Raw genomic sequence first — 19,867 nt, forward strand, 5'->3', positions numbered from 1 at the left:
GAGCCTGACTCAGGGCTTGGATTTATTATTTTTAGTCTTTCAATGGGTCAAATTTTATCACTTATCATGTGTGGTTTTGGAATTTTTATTTATGCCATGCTTTATAAAAAATTTTCAAAGCTCTAATATAAGTGTTTAAAAAATATTAAAGTAAAAATCTGCTAGCATTAGCTTTATCAATTAATACTAATATTTAAATTAGTATTAAGAAATGATAATTTATTTCAAATTTCTTAGGAGGGCTCATGACCGGGCTTATAGAAGGTTTTTTGGGAAAACGGTCGGACGACAAAAAAAGTCGCACTCCAGCCGCTTGGGATAGATGGCAAAGTATTACAGGGTTTATTTTGGCCTGTTTTATATTGTGCCATATGGTTTTTACTTCTACTATACTACTTGGCAAAGACGCATTTAACGCTGTCGTAGGGTTTGCGGAGGCTAAATTTTTATTTGGAGAAGCTACATGGTGGATCACTAACGTCATAGCTGCGGTAATATTTGCCATTTTTATCGCTCATGCATTTTTAGCTATGAGAAAATTTCCAGCAAACTACAGACAATATCTAATGTTTAGAGGCCACAAAGACCGCATGAAGCACCTTGATACTACGCTTTGGTGGTTTCAGTTTTTAACCGGTTTTGCGCTATTTTTCGCAGCCAGCGCACACCTAGTGGATATAGTCTTTGGCGGACACATCACTGCCGACAAATCAGCGGCTGCATTTCATCAACTAGAAATTTTCTACTTCGTACTACTTGTTTTTATGGTCGTTCACGCTAGTATCGGTATGTACCGCTTGTATGTCAAATGGATAAGCATTGATGGTGCAAATAAGCACGAAATGTTTGCCAAAAGAAATAAGGCAAAAACAATTGTATTTGCCGTTTATGGCATACTTGCTATAATTGCGCTAATCGCCGATTTCGTGTGGATCAGCCATTAAAAAGGAGCTAGAAGATGAATGTAAAATATTATGATGCATTAGTTATCGGAGGCGGTCTAGCTGGTCTTAGAGCTGCTGTGGCTGCTGGAGAAAAGGGGTTAAGCACCGTCGTTTTAAGCCTAATACCTGTAAAACGCTCGCACTCTGCGGCTGCACAAGGAGGTATGCAAGCTTCTTTGGGAAATTCAAAAATGAGCGAAGGCGACAACGAGGATGTACACTTTGCCGACACGGTAAAAGGTAGCGACTGGGGCTGCGATCAGCAAGTTGCACGTATGTTTTGTCAAACAGCGCCTAAAGCGATTCGCGAGTTAGCGGCTTGGGGCGTGCCTTGGACTCGTATAACAAAAGGCGAGAGAAGCGCTATCATCAACGCTCAAAAAACGACTATCGTAGAAAAAGAAGAGGTCCACGGACTCATCCACTCTCGCGACTTTGGCGGAACTAAAAAATGGAGAACATGCTTTACTGCCGACGCCACCGGTCACACTATGCTTTTTGCCGTAGCGAACGAAGCTCTAAAGCACAACGTAGAAATCCACGACAGAAAAGAAGCTATCGCGCTAATCCACGCAAACAACCGCTGTTACGGCGCGATCGTTCGCGATCTAGTTAACGGCGAGATCACGGCATACGTCGCAAAAGGCACACTAATCGCTACGGGCGGCTACGGTAGGGTTTATAAACACACTACAAACGCAGTAGTTTGCGAAGGTATCGGCGCAGCCATCGCTCTTGAGACTGGTGTAGCTCAGCTTGGAAATATGGAAGCAGTGCAGTTTCACCCGACTCCGATCGTTCCAAGCGGTATCTTGCTAACAGAAGGTTGCCGCGGCGACGGCGGAATTTTACGCGACGTAGACGGATATCGCTTTATGCCCGACTACGAGCCTGAGAAAAAAGAACTAGCTAGCCGCGACGTCGTAAGCCGCCGCATCATGGAGCATATCCGCGCAGGCAAGGGCGTACCTAGCCCGTACGGATATCATGTTTGGCTAGATATCTCTATCCTTGGACGCGAGCATATCGAGAAAAACTTACGCGACGTTCAAGAAATTTGCGAAATCTTTAACGGTATCGACCCTGCCGACACCGAAGTATATACCGACGAAAACGGACGCCAACGCGGTAAAGGCTGGGCGCCGATCCTACCTATGCAGCACTACTCTATGGGTGGCATAAAAACTAAGCCTACAGGCGAGAGTCCGACGCTAGCGGGTCTATTTAGCGCCGGCGAGGCTGCGTGCTGGGATATGCACGGATTTAACCGCCTAGGCGGCAACTCCGTTTCAGAAACCGTCGTAGCTGGTATGATCGTTGGGGACTATTTTGCCGACTACTGTGGCAGCCACGAGATAGATATAAATACCGCAGATATCGAAAAATTCGTTAAAAAAGAGGAAGACTATCTAAAGAGCCTTGTCGAAAAAGAGGGCAAATTTAACGTATTTGAGATTAAAAATAAGATGAAAGACATTATGTGGGAGCATGTGGCGATCTTTAGAACCGGCGAAGGTCTAGCCGTAGCGGTAAAAGAGCTTGAAGAGCTTTATAAGCAATCTTTAGATGTTAAAGTCACCAATAAGGCGCTATTTGGCAACCCTGAGCTTGAGGAAGCCTACCGCGTACCAAAGATGCTAAAACTAGCCCTTTGTATCGCAAAAGGCGCGCTTGATCGCACAGAAAGCCGCGGAGCGCACTGCCGCGAAGACTATCCGAAACGAGACGACCTAAACTGGCTAAACAGAACTCTAACTAGCTGGAAAGAGGGCGATACACTACCGACTATCGTGTATGAGCCGCTTGATATTATGAAAATGGAGATGCCACCAGCATTTAGAGGCTATGGTGCGAAAGGTAATATTATTGAGCATCCAGATAGTGCCATCCGCCAAAAAGAGGTTGATGAAATTCGTGAGAAAATGCAAGCTGAAGGTAAGAGCAGACAAGAAATTCAAGAGGCTTTAATGCACTATGATCTTCAACCAAAATATAAAGCACCAAACGAAAGAGCAGGAATAGGATATGAGTAGAAAAATAACCATAAAAGCATTTAAATATAATCCGTTAAGCAAAATTTCAAAGCCGCACTTTGCGACCTACGAGCTAGAAGAGACTGATGGTATGACGTTATTTATCGCGTTAAATATGATTCGCGAGAAATTTGACCCAGATCTTAGCTTTGACTTTGTTTGTCGTGCTGGAATTTGTGGAAGTTGTGGCATGCTTGTAAATGGTAAGCCAAGATTAGCTTGTAGAACTCTTACTAAGGATTTTGAAAGCGGAGTAATTGAGCTTATGCCTTTGCCAGTATTTAAGTTACTAAAAGACTTAAGCGTAGACACCGGTAACTGGATGAACGCGATGAGTAGGCGTGTGGAGAGCTGGATACATACAGACCACGAGACAGATATTTCTAAGCTTGAGGAAAAGGTTGAGCCTGAAGTGGCGCAGGAAGTATTTGAGCTTGACCGCTGCATTGAGTGTGGTATCTGCGTGGCTGCGTGCGGTACGGCTATCATGAGGCCTGATTTCATCGGTGCGGTCGGACTTAACCGCGTAGCTAGATTTAAAATCGACGCGCTTGATAAACGAACCGACGAGGACTTTTACGAGCTTATCGGCGACGATGACGGCGTATTTGGCTGTATGACTTTGCTAGGCTGTGAAGACAACTGCCCTAAACACTTACCACTTCAAAGCCGCATAGCTTATATGCGTAGAAAAATGGCTGCCATAAAGTAGCCAAGGGGCTGTAAAAGCCCCAAATTTACTTCTAAATTTATTAAAAAAGATTGCAAATAGATGCCAAAAGGCATAAAAAGATATCAATAGATACAAATAAGAAAAATAAAAATATCAAAAATGGGATTGATAAGAGTGCGCCCATTATATAACCAAGTGGAAATGCGACAAATATAAAGACGATTCCGACACCAGAAATAAAACAAAAAATTAGCGCAAATATCGTAGCAAAGGTGTTTACAAATAAGCTAATATTTTCTAAAAGAAAATTTGTTAGGCCAAGATATCTCATGTTTTGATTATAGCTTTTAAGCCAAAAAATTTATATAATTTCAAAATTTGCTTCATTTAAGGATATAAAATGTTACCAAGCTATAAAGATATGATGCTACCTATTTTAGAATTTGTTGCGCAAAAGAAAGAGGCAAATAGAGCTGAAATTTCTAAATTTATAATTAAGCATTTTAAGTTAAAAGACGAAGATCTTTTGCAAAAAATAAAAAGAGGAACGCCAACTTATATAAATCGTACCGATTGGGCCTTATCCTATCTGGCTACAACAGCTCAAGTAAAATCAAGGTCAGAAAAAGTGCCGCTTCAAAAAGTTGGTAGAAGCCTATTTGCCATAACAAATTTTGGCAAAGAGCTAGTAAGTAGCAAGGACAAAAAGAGCAAATTTCTCACTTGGTACGATGAAATTTACAAACAAGAGATAAGGCAAGAGAAAAAAGAAGCCACGGAAAATACCCCAGATGACAATATAGATGAAGCGCTTTGCAAAATAAAAGAAGAGCTAAAAAGTGAAATTTTATCTAGCATTTTAGAAAAAGAGCCAAGATTTTTTGAATACCTTGTAACAAAGCTACTTGAAAAGATGAATTATGGAGCTGGAAATCTCACAAACAAAGGCCCAGATGGCGGGATAGATGGCATCATAGACGAAGATGAACTTGGGCTTTCTAAAATTTATATCCAAGCAAAAAGATACAAAGACGGCAGTAATATCCGTAGGCCAGAAATTCAGCAGTTTATCGGCGCCATCTCAAATAAAAATACTAAAAAAGGTGTCTTTATCACTACGGCAAAATTTACTAAAGAAGCTGAAAATTTCGCCAAAGATAATCAAAATTTTAGTGTGGTTTTGATAGATGGTGACAAGCTTGCAGAGCTAATGATAAAATACAAAGTCGGCGTTCAAACAAGCCAAATATATGAAATTTGCAAAATCGACACCGACTTTTTTGAGGAAAATAATTTTTAAGGCGTTGATTTGAAATTATCTTTTGTCATTTAAATTTTAAAACAAAACAGTAAAAGCAAGCTTTGCGGCATTATTAAATTTATACAAAAACACTTTAATTTTTAAGATTTTACTTTTATAAAGCTTAGCAAAACTCTATCTTACAAAGCTTTACAAATAAACCAAGACTAAAAATAACAAAATTTCTAAAATACGCACGCGGCCTTAACCACGTGCGTTTTATTTAGTTTTCCACCGGTATCTGCCCAAATTCTCCTCTGCGATAATCATCAATTGCTTGATTAATCTCCTCTTTTGTATTCATCACAAACGGTCCATATCCTACTACTGGCTCATCTATCGGCTCACCTGAGAGAAGTAGTATCTTTGCCTCACCACCCATAGCTTTTATGATTACTGCACCGCTAGCGTTTTCAAACCTTACTAGTTGTGTTTCACTTGCTTTTTGTGAGTTATTTATTATCACATTGCCACGCAAGACGACCAAGCTTAGATTGTGGCTTGCTGGTAAGTCTAGCGTTATCTTACCATCTTCTTTTACGCTTATATCCCAGACATTTAGCGGCGTAAATGTACTTGCAGCACCCCTTGTGTTCTCATACTCACCAGCTATTATCCTAGCTTCACCGTCTCCTATACTAACCACTGGGATACGCTCTTTTGGTAGGTGCTGATACTTAGGCTGCGTATTTTTATGTGCTTTTGGTAAATTTACCCAAAGCTGCACCATCTCAAAAAGCCCACCTTTTTGACTAAATTCTTTTGAGTGAAATTCTTGATGAGTTACTCCTGCACCAGCCGTCATCCACTGCACGTCACCTTGCTTTATGACACCGCCACCACCTGTTGAGTCTCTATGCTCGACCTCACCAGCATAAGCGATAGTTACCGTCTCAAAAACCTTTGTGCGGATGCTCGCCAACGCCACGAGGTCGTCCATTGTTTGGCTCAAAATACTGCGGTGCTGCATAATCAAGCATCAAAAAAGGATTCGTTCCTTTATCAACTTCATCCATATGTGTAAAAAGCGGATATACTAAAAATCCATCACCCACCCAGTGCGAGCTTTTTGGATTGTAAACCTTGCTAACATTTCTCATGTTTTCTCCTTATTTTTTATTTTCGTGCGGAGATTATAAAAAGGTGCCATTAACATATAATTTAATTTCAATAAATACTTATTAAGTTTCTTAAATAAATCTTAGACCAATAAATTAAAAAGCAAATTTTACCCATCTGCAGAAGTTAATTATTAAAATTTTATCACCTAAACGCCGTCTAAATTTTAAGTGTTATAATTACAGCGAAATAACGATTTTAAGGAGAGGATATGCAATCTCGCATAATCACTGGCGTTTTGATGTTTGTTGCTATTTTGGTAGTTTTTTTTATTGATAATTATATTTTAAATTTTATCTTGCTCGGCGCTGTGCTTTATTTTGCTTTTAATGAGTCGCTCAAGCTTTATAATATCGATCACAAACAGCTAGTTTTTGCCGCACTTGCTTTTTACGTGCTTACATATTTTACAAATCCAATATTCATAGCGATCCTTGCTATCATGCTAGTTGCTTCGATCCTGGCTCACATAAAAAGTGAAAATTTAAAGCTAGTCGCACCCTTTGTCTATCCGACCACGCCAATCTTTATGATGTGGATGCTTTACTCAGAGTATGGCGTAGGCTATCTTGTATGGCTTATTTTAAGTGTAGTTGCAAGCGATAGCGGTGCATTTTTTGTTGGTAAAATGTTTGGCAAACATCCATTTAGCCCAAGCTCACCAAACAAAACAATCGAAGGTGCAGCAGGCGGTGTGGCGATAGGCACAGTGATTGGCTGCATTGTTGGAAATTTTGTAACTGAAGGATTTTTCCAAATTTTATTTTCAAGCTTTTTAGTTTGCGTGTTTGCGGTTTGGGGAGATTTGTTTGAGAGTTACCTAAAAAGACTTTGCGGCGTCAAAGATAGTGGTTCACTCTTCCCAGGACACGGCGGTATGCTTGATAGGATAGATGGCTATTTATTTGGTGTAGTTGCCCTACTTTGGTCGCTCTCGTGGTAATACTTGGCTCAACTGGCTCAATCGGCAAAAACGCCCTTAATCTTTGCGAAAAATTTGGCGTAGAGGTTGAGGCGTTAAGCTGCGCTAAAAATGTAGATTTACTAAATGAGCAAATTTTAAAATTTAAACCAAAATTTGTCTGCGTAGGCGATGAAAAGCTAGCTAAAAACGTAAAAAATATAGAAACTAAAAATATCTTTTTTGGCGAGGCTGGACTGCTACAAATGCTAGAAATTTCAAGCTCAAAAAAGGTAATAAACGCCCTTGTTGGCTTTGCTGGCCTTGCTCCTAGTCTAAAGACACAAGCTCTTGGAAAAAGGCTTGCGCTTGCAAACAAAGAGAGCCTTGTTGTTGGTGGCAAATTTCTAAAGACTAGAGAAATTTTGCCGATTGATAGCGAGCATTTTGGGCTTAAATTTCTACTTGAAAATAAAACTGCACCAAAAAAACTCGTCATCACAGCAAGTGGCGGCGCATTTTATAAAAAGCCGATCAAATTTCTAAAAGACGCCTCGCCAAGTGATGCTTTGAAGCATCCAAACTGGGATATGGGCGCAAAGATCACTATTGATAGTGCGACGATGACAAATAAGCTTTTTGAGGTGATGGAAGCTTACTGGCTTTATGGCATCAAGGAGATCGAGGCTGTGATAGAGCCAACTTCTGCGATACATGCCGTAGTTGAATTTATAGACGGCTCAAGCACGATGCACCTCTCGCGACCTGACATGAAACTAGCTATCGCTCATGCTATGTTTGAAAATATCAGTGAAAATATTGTCTCACACGCAAATTTACTTGATCTAAAAAATATAAAATTTCATAAGATCAGCCTTAAAAAATATCCCATTTTTTCGCTAAAAGATGAAGTACTAGCAAACTCTGATCTAGGTGTAGTGATAAATGCTGCAAATGAGGTTGGAGTATTTAGCTTTTTAGAGAAAAAATGCTCGTTTTTGGATATCTCAAGGCTCGTTTTAAGCTCTGTTAAAAATTTTAGAAATATTAAAATTTCAAATATTGATGAAATTTTTGAAGCTGATAAAGAAGTTAGAAATTACGCAAAAAGGATGTTAAATGCAAAGGTATGAGGGTTATAAATTTGATCCCAAACAAAGCTTAATCGGCGTTCAGTTTTTATTTGTCGCCTTTGGTGCACTGGTATTAGTGCCGATACTTACGGGACTAGATGCAAATGTAGCTCTCTTTACAGCCGGTCTTGGCACGCTACTTTTTCAGCTAATCACTAGGAAAAATGTTCCGCCTATTTTTTTAGCAAGCTCCTTTGCTTTTATCGCGCCACTTCAGTACGGTATCGAAAAATGGGGTATAGCCGTGACGATGGGAGGCGTTATATTTGCTGGATTTTTCTACGTTGCCTTAAGCCTCGTGGTCCGATTTGGTGGAGAGAAAATTTTGCATAAAATTTTGCCTCCAGTTGTCGTTGGGCCGGTCATCATGACAATAGGCCTAATCCTTGCTCCAAATGCCGTCAAAATGGCAACATCAGCCACTGAAATTTATACTCAAAATGAGGCGATGATCGTCGCTGGCATTTCGCTAGTGGCTACTATTTTAGTGATGATGCTTGGACGTGGCATGTTTAGGCTTATACCTATTTTGCTTGGTATTATCACCGGATACATCGTAGCTTACTGCTTTGGCATGGTTGATTTTACCCCTATCTTTAATGCACCTTGGTTTAGAATGCCAAATTTCACTACACCAAAATTTGAGTTTGAAGCAATCATTTATATGATACCTATTGCCATCGCTCCAGCAATCGAGCACATAGGCGATATGCTTGCTATCTCAAATGTTACAAAAGAAGATTTTCTAAAAAATCCAGGCCTTAAAAATACGCTCCTTGGAGATGGTCTTGCCACTTCGCTTGCTGCTTTTTTTGGTGGCCCGCCAAACACTACATACTCAGAGGTCACAGGCGCAGTTAGCCTTACAAAAGCTTATAATCCAGCAATCATGACCTTTGCAGCGATCACTGCTATCGTGCTAGCCTTTGTTGGCAAGCTAGGAGCTGTACTCTCAACTATCCCAGCCCCAGTCATCGGCGGTATCATGCTGCTACTTTTTGGCATCATCGCAAGCGTTGGCATGGAGACACTTATAAAAAACAAAGTCGATCTTGCGGACCCTAGAAATATGATAATCGTAGCCCTCATCTTCATCTTTGCCATCGGCGGCATGGTGCTTGACCTTGGTGCGGTTAAATTTTCAGGTATAGGGCTTGGCGCGGTTACTGGCATAGTTTTAAATTTGCTTTTACCAAAGACAAAGCATTACGAAGGATATTAATGCGTAAATTTTTACTTTTTTTACTAACCTTTACCACTGCTAGTTTAGCTAATACTTTAGACTATGCGCTTATCAAAAAAGGTGAACCAAGCGAAAACACGATGTTGTTAATCGGTGGTATTCAAGGCGATGAGCCGGGTGGCTTTTTGGCAGCCTCTATCGTGGCCACCGACTATAACATCACAAAAGGCTCGCTTTGGGTCGTGCCAAATTTAAATTTCCCAAGCATAATCGAGCGAAGTCGTGGCACAAAAGGCGATATGAATAGAAAATTTGCCCATGTCGATAAAAACGATCCAGACTATAACTCAGTAATGAAGATAAAAGATGTCATCACTGATAAAAACGTCACGCTCATCTTAAATTTACACGATGGAAGCGGATATTACAGAGATAAATTTATAAATAAAGATGAAAATCCAGATAAATGGGGCAATACTTGCATAATAGACCAAAGCACACTTCCTGGTTCAAAATATCCAGAGCTTGAAAGTATCGCTTCAAGCGTAAAAGATGTGCTAAATAAGCATCTAATAGATCAAAAACACCAGTATCACATCAAAAACACGCACACTGCGATGGGTGACAAAGAGATGCTAAAAAGCCTAACTTACTATGCTATCACGCAAAATAAATCAGCTTTTGCAAACGAAGCTAGTAAAAATTTAAATGCCGAGCAAAGGACTTATTACCATCTAATCGCCATTGAAGAATATATGAAAAAGGCTGGCATTAGCTTTACTAGGCCGTTTAACCTTGATGTTAAAAGTGTAAAAAAGGCAATCGAAAAAGAAATTAGACTTGAACTTGAAAATTCATACGCGATAAGTCTTAAAAATCTAAAGCCTTTAATAAATTTTGTCCCACTTAAAAAAGGCGAGTTAAACTACAGCTCACCAAATCCGCTAATAGCGGTCATAAAAGAAAATGGTAGCTTCAAAGTGCAGTACGGCAACCGCTTTGTTACTAGATTAAAACCACAATATTTTGAGTTTGCAAAGCCGCTTGATGAAATTTCGCTAACAAGCGATGGCAGTGAGCTTACATTAAAAAGTGGCGATAAATTTAGTGTGAAAAAGGGCTTTAAAGTAAAAGCACTCAAAAACGTACGCGTAAATGTCATAGGATACGGTACAAAAAGTATCGATGAGAGCGAGCAAGAAGTGACTAAAAATAGCCTAAATAAAAGCTACAGCATCGATAAAGATGGCAAAATTTATAGAGTAGAGTTTTATAAAAGCGAAGACGGCAAAGATAAATTTGCCGGCATGATCTTAGCGGAGTTTAGATGATACTTGGCATCGAAAGTAGCTGTGACGATAGCTCGGTCGCACTAATAGATGAACGCACTTTAGAGAAGATTTATTATAAAAAAATTTCTCAAGAAGAGGAGCACGCTATCTTTGGTGGCGTGGTTCCTGAGCTTGCAGCTAGGCTTCATACGAAGGCATTGCCAGCACTTTTAGAGGATATCTTGCCAAATTTTAAAGATATAAAAGCGGTCGCTGTGACAAATGAGCCAGGTCTTAGCGTGAGCCTAATAGGCGGCGTCAGCATGGCAAAAGCATTAAGCGTGGCTCTAAGTATCCCGCTAATCGCTGTAAATCATCTAGTTGGTCACATCTACTCACTATTTTTAGATCGCGAAGCCACCTTTCCACTTGGCGTCCTGCTAGTAAGTGGTGGGCATACGATGATCTTAGAGATTGACGAAAATGATGAAATTTTGGAGCTTGCAAGCACTGGCGATGATAGCTTTGGTGAGAGCTTTGACAAGGTTGCTAAAATGCTTAATCTTGGCTATCCAGGCGGTGCCGTAGTTCAACAAAATGCCCTACTTTGTAACGACAAAGAGAGGTTTCTTTTTACCATTCCACTTCTTCACGACAAGCGCCTTGAATATAGTTTTTCAGGGCTTAAAAACCAAGTCAGAGTTGAAATTTCTAAGCTAGAAAGTATCACACAAAAGGATATCGCTGACATCTGCTACGCATTTGAAAATACTGCCTGTGAGCACATTTTAAACAAGCTTGAAAAGGTCTTTTGTTTAAGAAATTTTAAGCGTTTTGGCGTAGTTGGCGGTGCAAGCGCAAATCTAAATTTACGAAAAAGGCTTGAAACGCTTTGCCAAAAAAATGAGTGCGAGCTTTTGCTAGCTCCACTTGAATTTTGCTCTGATAACGCCTTGATGATAGCAAGAGCTGGGCGTGAGAAGTACCTAAAAGGCGAGTTTGTAAACCATAGCGAGCTAAATATAAATCCAAGAGTTAGCTTTAAAAAGCTTGAGTTAAATTAAACTTTTTAAAAAACATAAATTTTGCGCCTAAATCTTGATAGCTTCGTAAGTAAAAACGTAATAAAATCTAAAAAATTTCAAAAAAAGAATCTTTAATGGACGAGTTTTTAAATCACGCTTGGCATTTAAATAAAATTTATGCCAACACTGATGCAAGCGTACCTTTTTACCCAGATCTACTGGCGCTTCTTTTATCTTGTGATGAGAAAAATTTAGATGAGTTTATGGCTCTTACCGAGTTTAGAACTATCTTAAAAAAGTTAGGCGTTGGACTTGATATCTTTAGCATACAAAGTGCACAGCTAGCCACACTAAAAGCACTAAATGAAGCAAAAATTTCAAGTGATGAACTCGCAATCTACTTACAAAAGCTATGTGATGAAAAGATAATTAGCCATGAAAAATTTGATTTTTTAATAAAATTTATAAGCAAAAACTCAAATCAAAATAAGGCTGAAATTTCTAATGTAAAGCCAAAAGATCATTTTCACAAGAGCTTGGACTTTCTAAATGAGATAAATGAAAAAGTAAGTATGATTGATGAAGATAAAGAATTTTTACAAGCCTTAAAGAACGCCAAAAAAAGATCAAACGAAACGCTTTTTAACATCGCAGTAAGCGGCATCATAAACTCTGGCAAATCAACCCTTTTAAATGCGCTTTTAAATAAATCTGTCCTTGGCACTTCAAATGTGCCTGAGACCATAAATTTAACCATCTTAAAGCACGCATCAAATAGCCATGCAAAGGTAAATTTTTATAGCCCAGACGAGCTAGAAAAGCTTGGACTTTCAAGCAAAAATTTACCAGCTAGTAGCGTAGAGATCAGCCTAGATGAGATAAAAAACTATACATCTTCAAGCTCAAAAACGGCAAATCTCGTAAAAAGCGTTGAGCTTTATGATGACTTGGAGCTTTTAAGAGATAATGTCTGCATTATAGACACTCCGGGCATAGATGATGCGATCGTTTTAAGAGAGCAAATAACTACAAATTTTATGAAAGAGTGCGACCTTTTAGCCCACCTCATGAACGCCTCACAAAGCGCTACGCAAAAGGACGCACTATTTTTGAAAAAATGCCTTGAAAACTCACACATCGTAAGAGTTGCTATCGTGCTAACTCATGCTGACGAGTTAGACGCAAAGGGTATTAATGAAACGCTTAACTACGTAAAAAAGGCGATCGGTGAACAGATAAATGATATTAAGATAGATTATTTTGCCCTTAGTGCAAAGGCTTATCTTGATGGTGCTTTAAATAGTGGCGTGCCGGAGTTTAAAGAGTATCTTTACGATGTGCTTTTTGGTAAAGACTCTAAAAAATCAGCTCTCATTTTAAGCTCATATCAAAAAGAATTGCAAAATATTTTAAAAACAAAACTCGAAGCCACAAAGGCTGAAATTTTAGAGCTTAAAGCATTTGGTTTAGAGCTAGAAGCTTTGCAAAACGAGCAAGCAAATATCAAAAATTCTCTTAATGAAAATTTCACAAAACTTGAAAGGCTTTTAGAAAGCGAGCTAAAAAAACTCGATGATAAAAATGCAAAAGATATCTATAAAATGGGGCTTGAAGCACTACTACAAAATCTAAATGAAAAGCTTAAGAGCGAGATCACTTACTGCAAAAATAAAAGAGAAAATTTAAATCTAAAACGTCTTACACAAATAGCAAAAACTACACTTTGTGACGGAGTTGCGGCACTCATGAGAGAGGCCAGAAATGAAACTTTAGTGCAGACAAAGTCATGCGAGCAAAATATCGCTTTAAGTTTTGATGGCTTTAGTGTGAGTGAAAATAAAATTTTTAGTATAAATGACTTTTTAAAGCAAATGGGCGTAGAGCTTGATTTTGGTGAGCTTTTAGATGAGCTTGAGGCTAAAATTTTAAATAAAAATGAGCCAGATGAGGCACTTTCAAGTTTAAGACAAAATTTACTTAACAATAAAAGCATATCGCAGTTTTGTGAGATACTAGCAGAACATGAAAAAAAGCTACTAAAAGAGCGAGTAAAAGCTTATGAGATGAGCCAAAAAGAGGCTTTAAGCAAAAGACTTTTAGTGCTCAATGAAAAACTTAATGAGCTAAATTTACAAAATCAAAGCTCAATTTCAAAGCTTAAACAAAAGACCTCCTTGCAAGATGAAATTTACTCACTTTTAGAGGATATTAAAAATGTTTAATGAGTTTATAAATGCCTACAAAGCGAGATATTTTAAGGTCTTTACAAATGATTTTAAGGGTGAGCTAGCTAGGTTCGTAAATAATCTAAACGATCCTAGTTTGCATATAAGCGAGCAGATAAAAGAGAGCTTAAATTTACTAATAGACACTCTAAATGAACCACCACTAATAGCTGTTATCGGTCAATTTTCAAGTGGGAAATCAACGTTTTTAAACGCACTTCTTGGCCAAGATATCTTGCCATCAGGACTAACTCCAGTCACCGCAAAGGCTGTGAGACTAAAATTTGCAAAGATGCCACTTCTAAGCGTGAAATTTATAAACGGTAGCGAAAGCCTGCTAGCAAGTAGCGATCTAGCCGAGCTAAATAAGTTAGGCGAGCAAGTTTCTAGTATGACGCTTTATGCGCCAAGTGAAATTTTAAAAGAGATAAATTTCATCGACACTCCTGGCCTAAACTCGCTAAGAGATGCTGACACAAAAGAGACAAAAAATACGCTAAAAAAGGTTAGTGGCGCGATATGGCTAAGCCTTGCAAATAACGCCGCAAAGGCAAGCGAGCTTGAAAGTATCAAAGAAATTTTAAAAGCCAATGATCTAAAAGCGATCTGCCTAATCAACCAAAAAGACAAGCTAAGTGAGGAGGAGCTTGAAAGTTTGCTAAAACACGCTAGGCAAACTTATGGCGAGCTTTTTGAGGACATCATCGCTATCTCATCAAAGCAAGCTCTTCTTGGCATTACAAATAATGACAAAAGCCCACTTGAAGCTTCAAATTTTAACGAAGCTCTAAAGGCTATTAAAGAGTGCTTTTTAGACAAGAGCTTTAAAGAAAATTTCATAAAAGTAAGGGCAAAAAAGATCGTAAAACTCCTAACCAACGAGCAAGAAAAACATCTAGAAATTTATGATAATGCGCAGTTGATTTTAGATGAATTTAGTGGCTCATTAGATGAGAGGCTGGAGGCGATAAAAGAGGAGTTTAAGCCAAAGATCGCTTTAAGTTATAGTCAAATGAGTGAAGTTATAAAACTTGCCGCCGATGAAGTATTTAAGCTACTTAAGCCATTTTCAAAGACAAAATTTAACGCTTCAAAGACGCTTTTAAACAAAGAAATTTATAAGCGTGAAAATTTTGAGGTAATAAGTCTTGATAGCGACGAAGTCTTTTCAAAACTTATCTACGAAGATGTGGTTTTTAATAAATTTTTTAAACGCTACAAAAAAGATCTAAAAGAGCTAGAAAATGCAATAACCTCAGCATTTAATGAGCTTTATAAAAATTTAGAGGATAAATTTTTAATATACAAATCTCGCTATGAAAATTACGCTAGCTTTGATGATCAAGTCTTGGCTTACGAAACAAAATCCATAAATACCTATGCCGGACGGACATATGAAAATTTTTTAAGAGAGTATGAAACGGCCAAATTTAAGGCTATACAAAAGGTCTCTTTATTTTTCGAAAAGCTTGATATAAAGCTAGCCTCAAACTATGAAAACGCGCTCAAACTCGCGGTTTATTTTATAAAACAAAAGATAGAAAAGACGCTAGAGTCGCACCTGCAGATGAATACACCACTTTATATTCCAAGTGCAAAAGATGTCTATGAGCGCATGCTTGATGCGTTTAGCCTTTATGAGTTTGAAGCTTTAATGTGCTCAAACAGCTCGTTTTTAAATAAAATTTTGCTTGATATAAAAAGCGATTTTAATGAAATTTATACTTTAAAAATAGCAATGCTTGATGACTTAAAAGCAAGAGTTAAAGAGCAAATTTCAAAGATCGAAGAGCTTTGTGAAAATTCATTGCTATTAAGATAAATAAAAATTTTTAAAGCTTAGAAGCTATCCATTTAAGGATAGCTTTTATTTTATGCGTGCATTACACCGATCTTTGGTGCGTCAAATGCTGTCACGCGCTTTGGCACGCCTTTAAATTTCTCAACATTCACAAGGCTTGTGTGAGCGGTGTTGCTCTGGCTCATCTTGCTTGATGGCACGTCTTTTGTGAGCACATTTAAATTTCCGTGCAAGCAAAGGCTCTTTTCACCCGGTTTTTCAGGGTCATACCATGCGCCTTCGCTTACTATTACGACATTTTGTGGCACGTCCTCGGTGACAAAGGCACCGCACAAAATTTCGCCTCTATCATTAAACACACGCACCACGTCGCCCATTTTTATCCCTCTAGCCTCGGCTATTTTTGGATTTATAAGCACTGGCTCGCGCTCTGCGATCTCGTTAAAGTTGCGAAGCACGGAGTTATTTAGCTGTGAGTGAAGCCTAAATTTAGAGTGTGCACCACTAATTGCGATAGGGTATTTTTTATTTTTTGCGCCAAGCCACTCAAATGGCTCAAGCCAAGCTGCATGCGGTGGGCAGTCATCATAGCCAAAGCCAGCGACCGTCTCAGAGTAAATTTCTATCTTGCCAGATGGTGTTTTTAACGGATTTGCCACTGGATCGTCGCGGAATTTCTTGTAGTTTGTAAAGTAGCGTTTTTTCTCATCGATCTTGTCAAATCTAAAATATCCCTTCTCCCAAAATTCCTCAAAGCTAGGCATGCTCTCATACCCAAGCTCAGCAGCCTTTTTAACGGCATCTTCATATATTGTCTTGACCCACTCTAGCTCACTTTTACCCTCGCTAAATGCCTCTTCCCTGCCCCACTCTTTAGCGATCAGCCTTGCGATCTCGAAGTCGCTTTTGCTCTCGCCAAATGGCTTAACAAGTGGCTTCATCGCAAATAGATACTCACTTGTCGAGTTTGCCATCTCGATGTCTGTTCGCTCGTACTCAAGCGCAGCTGGCAAGACGATGTCGCTAAATTTAGCCGTACTTGTCCAAAACGGCTCGCAAGTGATGATAGCATTAACGTTTCGCATAGCTTTTACAGCTCTATTTGCGTCAGGATGCCTTGTAAAAGTTGAGCCATTTGCGTTAAGCATCACTCTGATCTTTGGCAGTTTATAGCTCTTGCCATTTCTTGTTATCTCCTTGCCTGGGCTTAGAAGCGCGTCTATGAGCCTTGAGTTTGGCATTTCGTAGCCCTTTGTCTTTGGCACCAGCCCGCTATCAATAAATTTTTGAGGTACCTTTGTCTCAAAAGCTGCTAGTTTAGGCGCTATGAAGCTCTCATCAGCATTTTTGTGCATGCCGTCATTTGTGACAAAGCCACAACCCTCTTTGCCGATATGACCAAGCATCGCATTTAGCGTCACAAGCGCCCAGTATGCCATCTCGCCGTGATCTTGTCTTTGTATGGCGTAGCCACTAATTATCACTGAGTCATTTTTAGCTAGATCCTCGCTAAATTTAGCAAGATCTTGCTCGCTCACGCCACAAATTTTGCTTGCCCAAGCTAGGTTTTTATTGATCCCGTCAGTTTTGCCAAGCATGTACTCTTTAAATTTATCAAAGCCAACGGTGTATTTTTCTATAAATTCTTTGCTGTAAAGTCCCTTTTCAAAAAGGTAGTTACACATACCTATCATCATCGCTGTATCGGTGCAAGGCACGACTTCAAGGTATTTTGAGTTAAAGTATTTTGCGCTATCGTTGTGATAAACATCGACGCTATAAATTTTCATCTCGCCACTCGCGCCTTTTTTTCTGATCTCATCATAGTATTTATATGAGTTGTGAAGCGGCACGCCAATGGCGATCTTATTTGAAACTACTGGGTTTGTGCCCCAAAATACGATCGTTTTGGCATTTTTTAAGATCGCCTCCCACTTTGTTGGCGCTAGCGCAGGATCGACAAAGCCAGTGACGTGAGGCATGATGACAGTCGCTGCGCCGTATGAGTAGCCACCTAGCTCATTTACGTAGCCACCAAGCACGTTAAGTAGCCTTTTTGCGGTCTTTTGGCTGTGGCCAACTTTGCCAAGGCTACCCCACTGATAAACCTGTCCGTAGATTGCTTCAGCACCGTATTTATCAAAATTTTCTTTTAAAATTTTTGCACTTAGCTTTATAGCCTCGTCCCAGCTCACACGCACAAATTCCTCTTTACCACGAAGCTCTGGTTTTGGGTTGTTTGGATTGGCTAAAAAGCTCTTTCTAACAAATGGATATTTTACTCTGCTCTCGTTTTGGATATAGTCAATGACTGCGTTATTTAGCTCGTTTGGATAAGCATCGCCCTCAAATGGCACGGTCTCAACCACGCGCCCTGCGATAGTTCTTACGTAAAATGGGCCAAATTTATTTGCGCTTAGTCCGCTTTGTTTGTCAAATAACGCTTGCTCTGCGCTTCCAAGCTCTTTTGCTTGAAGGCTAGCCGCGCCTAATGCGCTCAATCTTAAAAAGTCTCGTCTTTTCATTTTCTCTCCAATTTTGGTTAAATTTATTGTTTTTGGTTGGTTTTAGAAATTATAAATTTAGGGTTTTGTATCATTTCATCGTTTAAAGGCCTTGTAATGTAATACGCAAACTTGCGTCTAAATTGCGCTATTTTAGCCAAAAATTTTTAAAGGATGGGCAGATGATTGGATTTTATGTAAATGTAAAGTTAAAAGCTGGGTGTGATGCGAAATTTGAAGAAATTTTAAAAGAGATCGTGCCAGCTTCAAGGAAAGATAAAGGCTGCATAAGCTACGAGTGCGGCATAGTTGCGGGCGGTAAAAATGAATACTGTTTTATGGAAATTTGGGAAGATCTTGCAAGCCAAAAAGAGCATATGAAAAGCGCTCATATGGTGAAAAATGCAGCCGCGTTGGAGGCTTGCAAAGAGAGCCAAGAGGTAAAAATAGTAAATTTTGTGAGCGTAAAGGAATAATATTTGCTTTAAAAAGGGCAAAATCCACAAAAATGAGCGAAGAAAAAATGCTTGAGATGATAAATGCGACTGCTGATATTATATTTATGGCCGTACTTAGGGGGCGAGTGAGCTTTGAGGCTTGCAAAAAAGATAGGGAATTTATCGACTCTTTAAGAGAAGAGCTACTTGGCAAAAATCCAAATAAATTTAAAATCGCTCAAAACTCATACCAAATGATCGCCATTTTTGAAAAATACCGCAATAAAAAATAATCCACTTAAAATTTAAATCTGTTTGCCGATATTGTGTTAAAGGATTTGACATGATAAACGCACTAAATGGATTTAATCAAAGCTTTAACTACCAAGACGCTTTTAGTAAGCGCCAAGCCACAAACGCAAATTTAAATAAAGTAGAAATTCCCACCAAAACTGCGGATATCAAGCATCTATCGCTTTCTGGCTACTCGTCAAATGATAAAATTTCTATCTGGGGCAAGATAAATGGCATCGATAGCACGATGAGTAAAGATGAAGTGGCTAGCCTTAAAAATTTCGTTGATAGCACGAAGCTTTGGAGGTTAAATTCCATCATCACTAGCGAGAAAAACGGCTTTAGCGTAGATGAGTTTAACAAAACCTACAAAATATCTACTAACGTTACCAATACTCTTGGCGCTCTAATCAACAATCACGACAATGGCACACTTCATCTAAGCCGTGAAGCTACAAATTTATTAGACTCTGATCTAAGTATCAATGAGTTTAAAGATAAATGGCTGGAATTTACCGCCGAAAGGATACTTGGCGAGCACGCAAATGTAAAAATTTCTTTTAAAGATGGGGCTTTACATTATGAGCAAAGCTCGGATAAAAAACGTATAGAATTCTTAGGTCAGCCTATGTCGCACCGCGTAAGCTACGCTGATAAAAATAGCAAAGATGAGTTTTTAAAATTTCTAAAAACAAGTTATGAAAAGGGCGAGAGCATCGCTGATGTGCTGCAAAATATCGCTCTTACGCCAGTTAGAGAAAATGGCGATGAAGAGATGGAAGAAGAGAAATTTAAGCCTATGCAAGTTACCAAAAAGAGCGTGACCTACACCGATAAAGATATAAAACGTGAGTTTTTTGAGGAATTTATTAGGCGCGAGGTCGAAAATGGAGCGAGTTTTGATGATCTAGTGCAAAAGCTAAACAAGCTAAAGCCAAAGGATATTCTCGCTTAGCTTTGGCTTTAGGCTAAAATTTTAGGGGCTGGCTTGGCTCCAAAATTTCTAATTAGGCTTAAATTTATA

General features: G+C 39.0%; 17 protein-coding genes and 1 pseudogene. 15 read left to right on the forward strand and 3 right to left on the reverse strand.

The window, feature by feature from the left end; all coding sequences use genetic code 11:
- From CVS92_RS09090 to CVS92_RS00030, 5 genes and pseudogenes are all read left to right on the forward strand, one after another.
- Nucleotides 1–126: pseudogene (locus CVS92_RS09090) on the forward strand (prolipoprotein diacylglyceryl transferase); the annotation flags it as partial.
- A gap of 119 nt (nucleotides 127–245) precedes the next feature.
- On the forward strand, nucleotides 246–944 hold the full coding sequence (locus tag CVS92_RS00010; protein ID WP_107788068.1) for a fumarate reductase cytochrome b subunit: 699 nt from the start codon (nucleotides 246–248) through the stop codon (nucleotides 942–944).
- A 14-nt stretch (nucleotides 945–958) separates the two neighbouring features.
- Complete coding sequence (locus CVS92_RS00015) at nucleotides 959–2,977, forward strand: fumarate reductase flavoprotein subunit (RefSeq protein ID WP_072595155.1); 2,019 nt, start codon at nucleotides 959–961, stop codon at nucleotides 2,975–2,977.
- Complete coding sequence (locus CVS92_RS00020; RefSeq protein WP_021091811.1) at nucleotides 2,970–3,689, forward strand: fumarate reductase iron-sulfur subunit; 720 nt, start codon at nucleotides 2,970–2,972, stop codon at nucleotides 3,687–3,689. The genes CVS92_RS00015 and CVS92_RS00020 overlap by 8 nt, the downstream gene beginning before the upstream one ends.
- A 361-nt stretch (nucleotides 3,690–4,050) precedes the next feature.
- Nucleotides 4,051–4,950, forward strand: a complete 900-nt coding sequence (locus CVS92_RS00030; RefSeq protein ID WP_107788070.1) for a restriction endonuclease — start codon at nucleotides 4,051–4,053, stop codon at nucleotides 4,948–4,950.
- A gap of 223 nt (nucleotides 4,951–5,173) precedes the next feature.
- Here CVS92_RS00030 and CVS92_RS00035 read toward each other — a convergent pair whose 3' ends face one another.
- Both CVS92_RS00035 and CVS92_RS09095 read right to left on the reverse strand, forming a co-directional pair.
- Nucleotides 5,174–5,890 carry a pirin family protein gene (locus CVS92_RS00035; RefSeq protein WP_234398667.1) on the reverse strand — a complete coding sequence of 239 codons (717 nt, stop codon included), beginning with the start codon at nucleotides 5,888–5,890 and terminating at the stop codon, nucleotides 5,174–5,176.
- Entirely contained in the window at nucleotides 5,844–6,050 is a 207-nt protein-coding gene (locus CVS92_RS09095; protein ID WP_234398668.1) for a hypothetical protein, read from the reverse strand. The genes CVS92_RS00035 and CVS92_RS09095 overlap by 47 nt, the downstream gene beginning before the upstream one ends.
- A 230-nt stretch (nucleotides 6,051–6,280) precedes the next feature.
- On the opposite strand from CVS92_RS09095, the gene CVS92_RS00040 reads away from it, so the two are divergent.
- The 7 genes from CVS92_RS00040 to CVS92_RS00070 all read left to right on the forward strand — a co-directional run bounded on the left by CVS92_RS00040 (nucleotide 6,281) and on the right by CVS92_RS00070 (nucleotide 15,629).
- A complete protein-coding gene (locus CVS92_RS00040; protein ID WP_084041191.1) occupies nucleotides 6,281–7,012 on the forward strand; it encodes a phosphatidate cytidylyltransferase in 732 nt (243 codons plus the stop codon).
- A complete protein-coding gene (dxr, locus tag CVS92_RS00045) occupies nucleotides 6,994–8,103 on the forward strand; it encodes a 1-deoxy-D-xylulose-5-phosphate reductoisomerase (protein WP_107788071.1) in 1,110 nt (369 codons plus the stop codon). The genes CVS92_RS00040 and dxr overlap by 19 nt, the downstream gene beginning before the upstream one ends.
- A complete protein-coding gene (locus CVS92_RS00050) occupies nucleotides 8,090–9,325 on the forward strand; it encodes a uracil-xanthine permease family protein (protein WP_072595151.1) in 1,236 nt (411 codons plus the stop codon). Before dxr ends, CVS92_RS00050 begins: the two co-directional genes overlap by 14 nt.
- Nucleotides 9,325–10,617, forward strand: a complete 1,293-nt coding sequence (locus tag CVS92_RS00055) for a M99 family carboxypeptidase catalytic domain-containing protein (protein WP_107788072.1) — start codon at nucleotides 9,325–9,327, stop codon at nucleotides 10,615–10,617. The genes CVS92_RS00050 and CVS92_RS00055 overlap by 1 nt, the downstream gene beginning before the upstream one ends.
- Nucleotides 10,614–11,621, forward strand: coding sequence for a tRNA (adenosine(37)-N6)-threonylcarbamoyltransferase complex transferase subunit TsaD (gene tsaD / locus CVS92_RS00060; RefSeq protein WP_107788073.1), 1,008 nt, complete (start codon nucleotides 10,614–10,616; stop codon nucleotides 11,619–11,621). The genes CVS92_RS00055 and tsaD overlap by 4 nt, the downstream gene beginning before the upstream one ends.
- Nucleotides 11,622–11,716: 95 nt before the next feature.
- The gene (locus tag CVS92_RS00065) at nucleotides 11,717–13,804 is read left to right on the forward strand and encodes a dynamin family protein (protein ID WP_107788074.1); all 2,088 of its coding nucleotides are present in this window, start codon (nucleotides 11,717–11,719) and stop codon (nucleotides 13,802–13,804) included.
- A complete protein-coding gene (locus CVS92_RS00070) occupies nucleotides 13,797–15,629 on the forward strand; it encodes a dynamin family protein (RefSeq protein WP_107788075.1) in 1,833 nt (610 codons plus the stop codon). The genes CVS92_RS00065 and CVS92_RS00070 overlap by 8 nt, the downstream gene beginning before the upstream one ends.
- A gap of 50 nt (nucleotides 15,630–15,679) precedes the next feature.
- Here the strand turns inward: CVS92_RS00070 and CVS92_RS00075 are convergent, their stop codons facing one another.
- On the reverse strand, nucleotides 15,680–18,133 hold the full coding sequence (locus CVS92_RS00075) for a molybdopterin-dependent oxidoreductase (RefSeq protein WP_107788076.1): 2,454 nt from the start codon (nucleotides 18,131–18,133) through the stop codon (nucleotides 15,680–15,682).
- Nucleotides 18,134–18,294: 161 nt separating this feature from the next.
- On the opposite strand from CVS92_RS00075, the gene CVS92_RS00080 reads away from it, so the two are divergent.
- Genes CVS92_RS00080 through CVS92_RS00090 form a run of 3 tightly spaced genes read left to right on the forward strand, consistent with a single transcriptional unit; the run spans nucleotide 18,295 to nucleotide 19,798 of the window.
- On the forward strand, nucleotides 18,295–18,588 hold the full coding sequence (locus CVS92_RS00080) for a putative quinol monooxygenase (protein WP_107788077.1): 294 nt from the start codon (nucleotides 18,295–18,297) through the stop codon (nucleotides 18,586–18,588).
- Between the two features lie 32 nt (nucleotides 18,589–18,620).
- Nucleotides 18,621–18,842, forward strand: coding sequence for a hypothetical protein (locus tag CVS92_RS00085; RefSeq protein WP_021091847.1), 222 nt, complete (start codon nucleotides 18,621–18,623; stop codon nucleotides 18,840–18,842).
- Nucleotides 18,843–18,892: 50 nt separating this feature from the next.
- The gene (locus CVS92_RS00090; RefSeq protein WP_107788078.1) at nucleotides 18,893–19,798 is read left to right on the forward strand and encodes a hypothetical protein; all 906 of its coding nucleotides are present in this window, start codon (nucleotides 18,893–18,895) and stop codon (nucleotides 19,796–19,798) included.
- Nucleotides 19,799–19,867: the final 69 nt, after the last annotated feature.

The sequence above is a fragment of the Campylobacter concisus genome, assembly GCF_003048555.1.
In the GTDB taxonomy this organism is placed as follows: Bacteria; Campylobacterota; Campylobacteria; order Campylobacterales; family Campylobacteraceae; genus Campylobacter_A; species Campylobacter_A concisus_AO.

Excerpts from the sequence above, each read along its gene's own strand:
- CVS92_RS00010 (WP_107788068.1), top strand. The coding sequence starts at position 246 with ATGACCGGGCTTATAGAAGGTTTTTTGGGAAAACGGTCGGACGACAAA.
- CVS92_RS00015 (WP_072595155.1), top strand. The coding sequence starts at position 959 with ATGAATGTAAAATATTATGATGCATTAGTTATCGGAGGCGGTCTAGCT.
- CVS92_RS00020 (WP_021091811.1), top strand. The coding sequence starts at position 2,970 with ATGAGTAGAAAAATAACCATAAAAGCATTTAAATATAATCCGTTAAGC.
- CVS92_RS00030 (WP_107788070.1), top strand. The coding sequence starts at position 4,051 with ATGTTACCAAGCTATAAAGATATGATGCTACCTATTTTAGAATTTGTT.
- CVS92_RS00035 (WP_234398667.1), bottom strand. The coding sequence starts at position 5,890 with ATGGACGACCTCGTGGCGTTGGCGAGCATCCGCACAAAGGTTTTTGAG.
- CVS92_RS09095 (WP_234398668.1), bottom strand. The coding sequence starts at position 6,050 with ATGAGAAATGTTAGCAAGGTTTACAATCCAAAAAGCTCGCACTGGGTG.
- CVS92_RS00040 (WP_084041191.1), top strand. The coding sequence starts at position 6,281 with ATGCAATCTCGCATAATCACTGGCGTTTTGATGTTTGTTGCTATTTTG.
- CVS92_RS00050 (WP_072595151.1), top strand. The coding sequence starts at position 8,090 with ATGCAAAGGTATGAGGGTTATAAATTTGATCCCAAACAAAGCTTAATC.
- CVS92_RS00055 (WP_107788072.1), top strand. The coding sequence starts at position 9,325 with ATGCGTAAATTTTTACTTTTTTTACTAACCTTTACCACTGCTAGTTTA.
- tsaD (WP_107788073.1), top strand. The coding sequence starts at position 10,614 with ATGATACTTGGCATCGAAAGTAGCTGTGACGATAGCTCGGTCGCACTA.
- CVS92_RS00065 (WP_107788074.1), top strand. The coding sequence starts at position 11,717 with ATGGACGAGTTTTTAAATCACGCTTGGCATTTAAATAAAATTTATGCC.
- CVS92_RS00070 (WP_107788075.1), top strand. The coding sequence starts at position 13,797 with ATGTTTAATGAGTTTATAAATGCCTACAAAGCGAGATATTTTAAGGTC.
- CVS92_RS00075 (WP_107788076.1), bottom strand. The coding sequence starts at position 18,133 with ATGAAAAGACGAGACTTTTTAAGATTGAGCGCATTAGGCGCGGCTAGC.
- CVS92_RS00080 (WP_107788077.1), top strand. The coding sequence starts at position 18,295 with ATGATTGGATTTTATGTAAATGTAAAGTTAAAAGCTGGGTGTGATGCG.
- CVS92_RS00085 (WP_021091847.1), top strand. The coding sequence starts at position 18,621 with ATGAGCGAAGAAAAAATGCTTGAGATGATAAATGCGACTGCTGATATT.
- CVS92_RS00090 (WP_107788078.1), top strand. The coding sequence starts at position 18,893 with ATGATAAACGCACTAAATGGATTTAATCAAAGCTTTAACTACCAAGAC.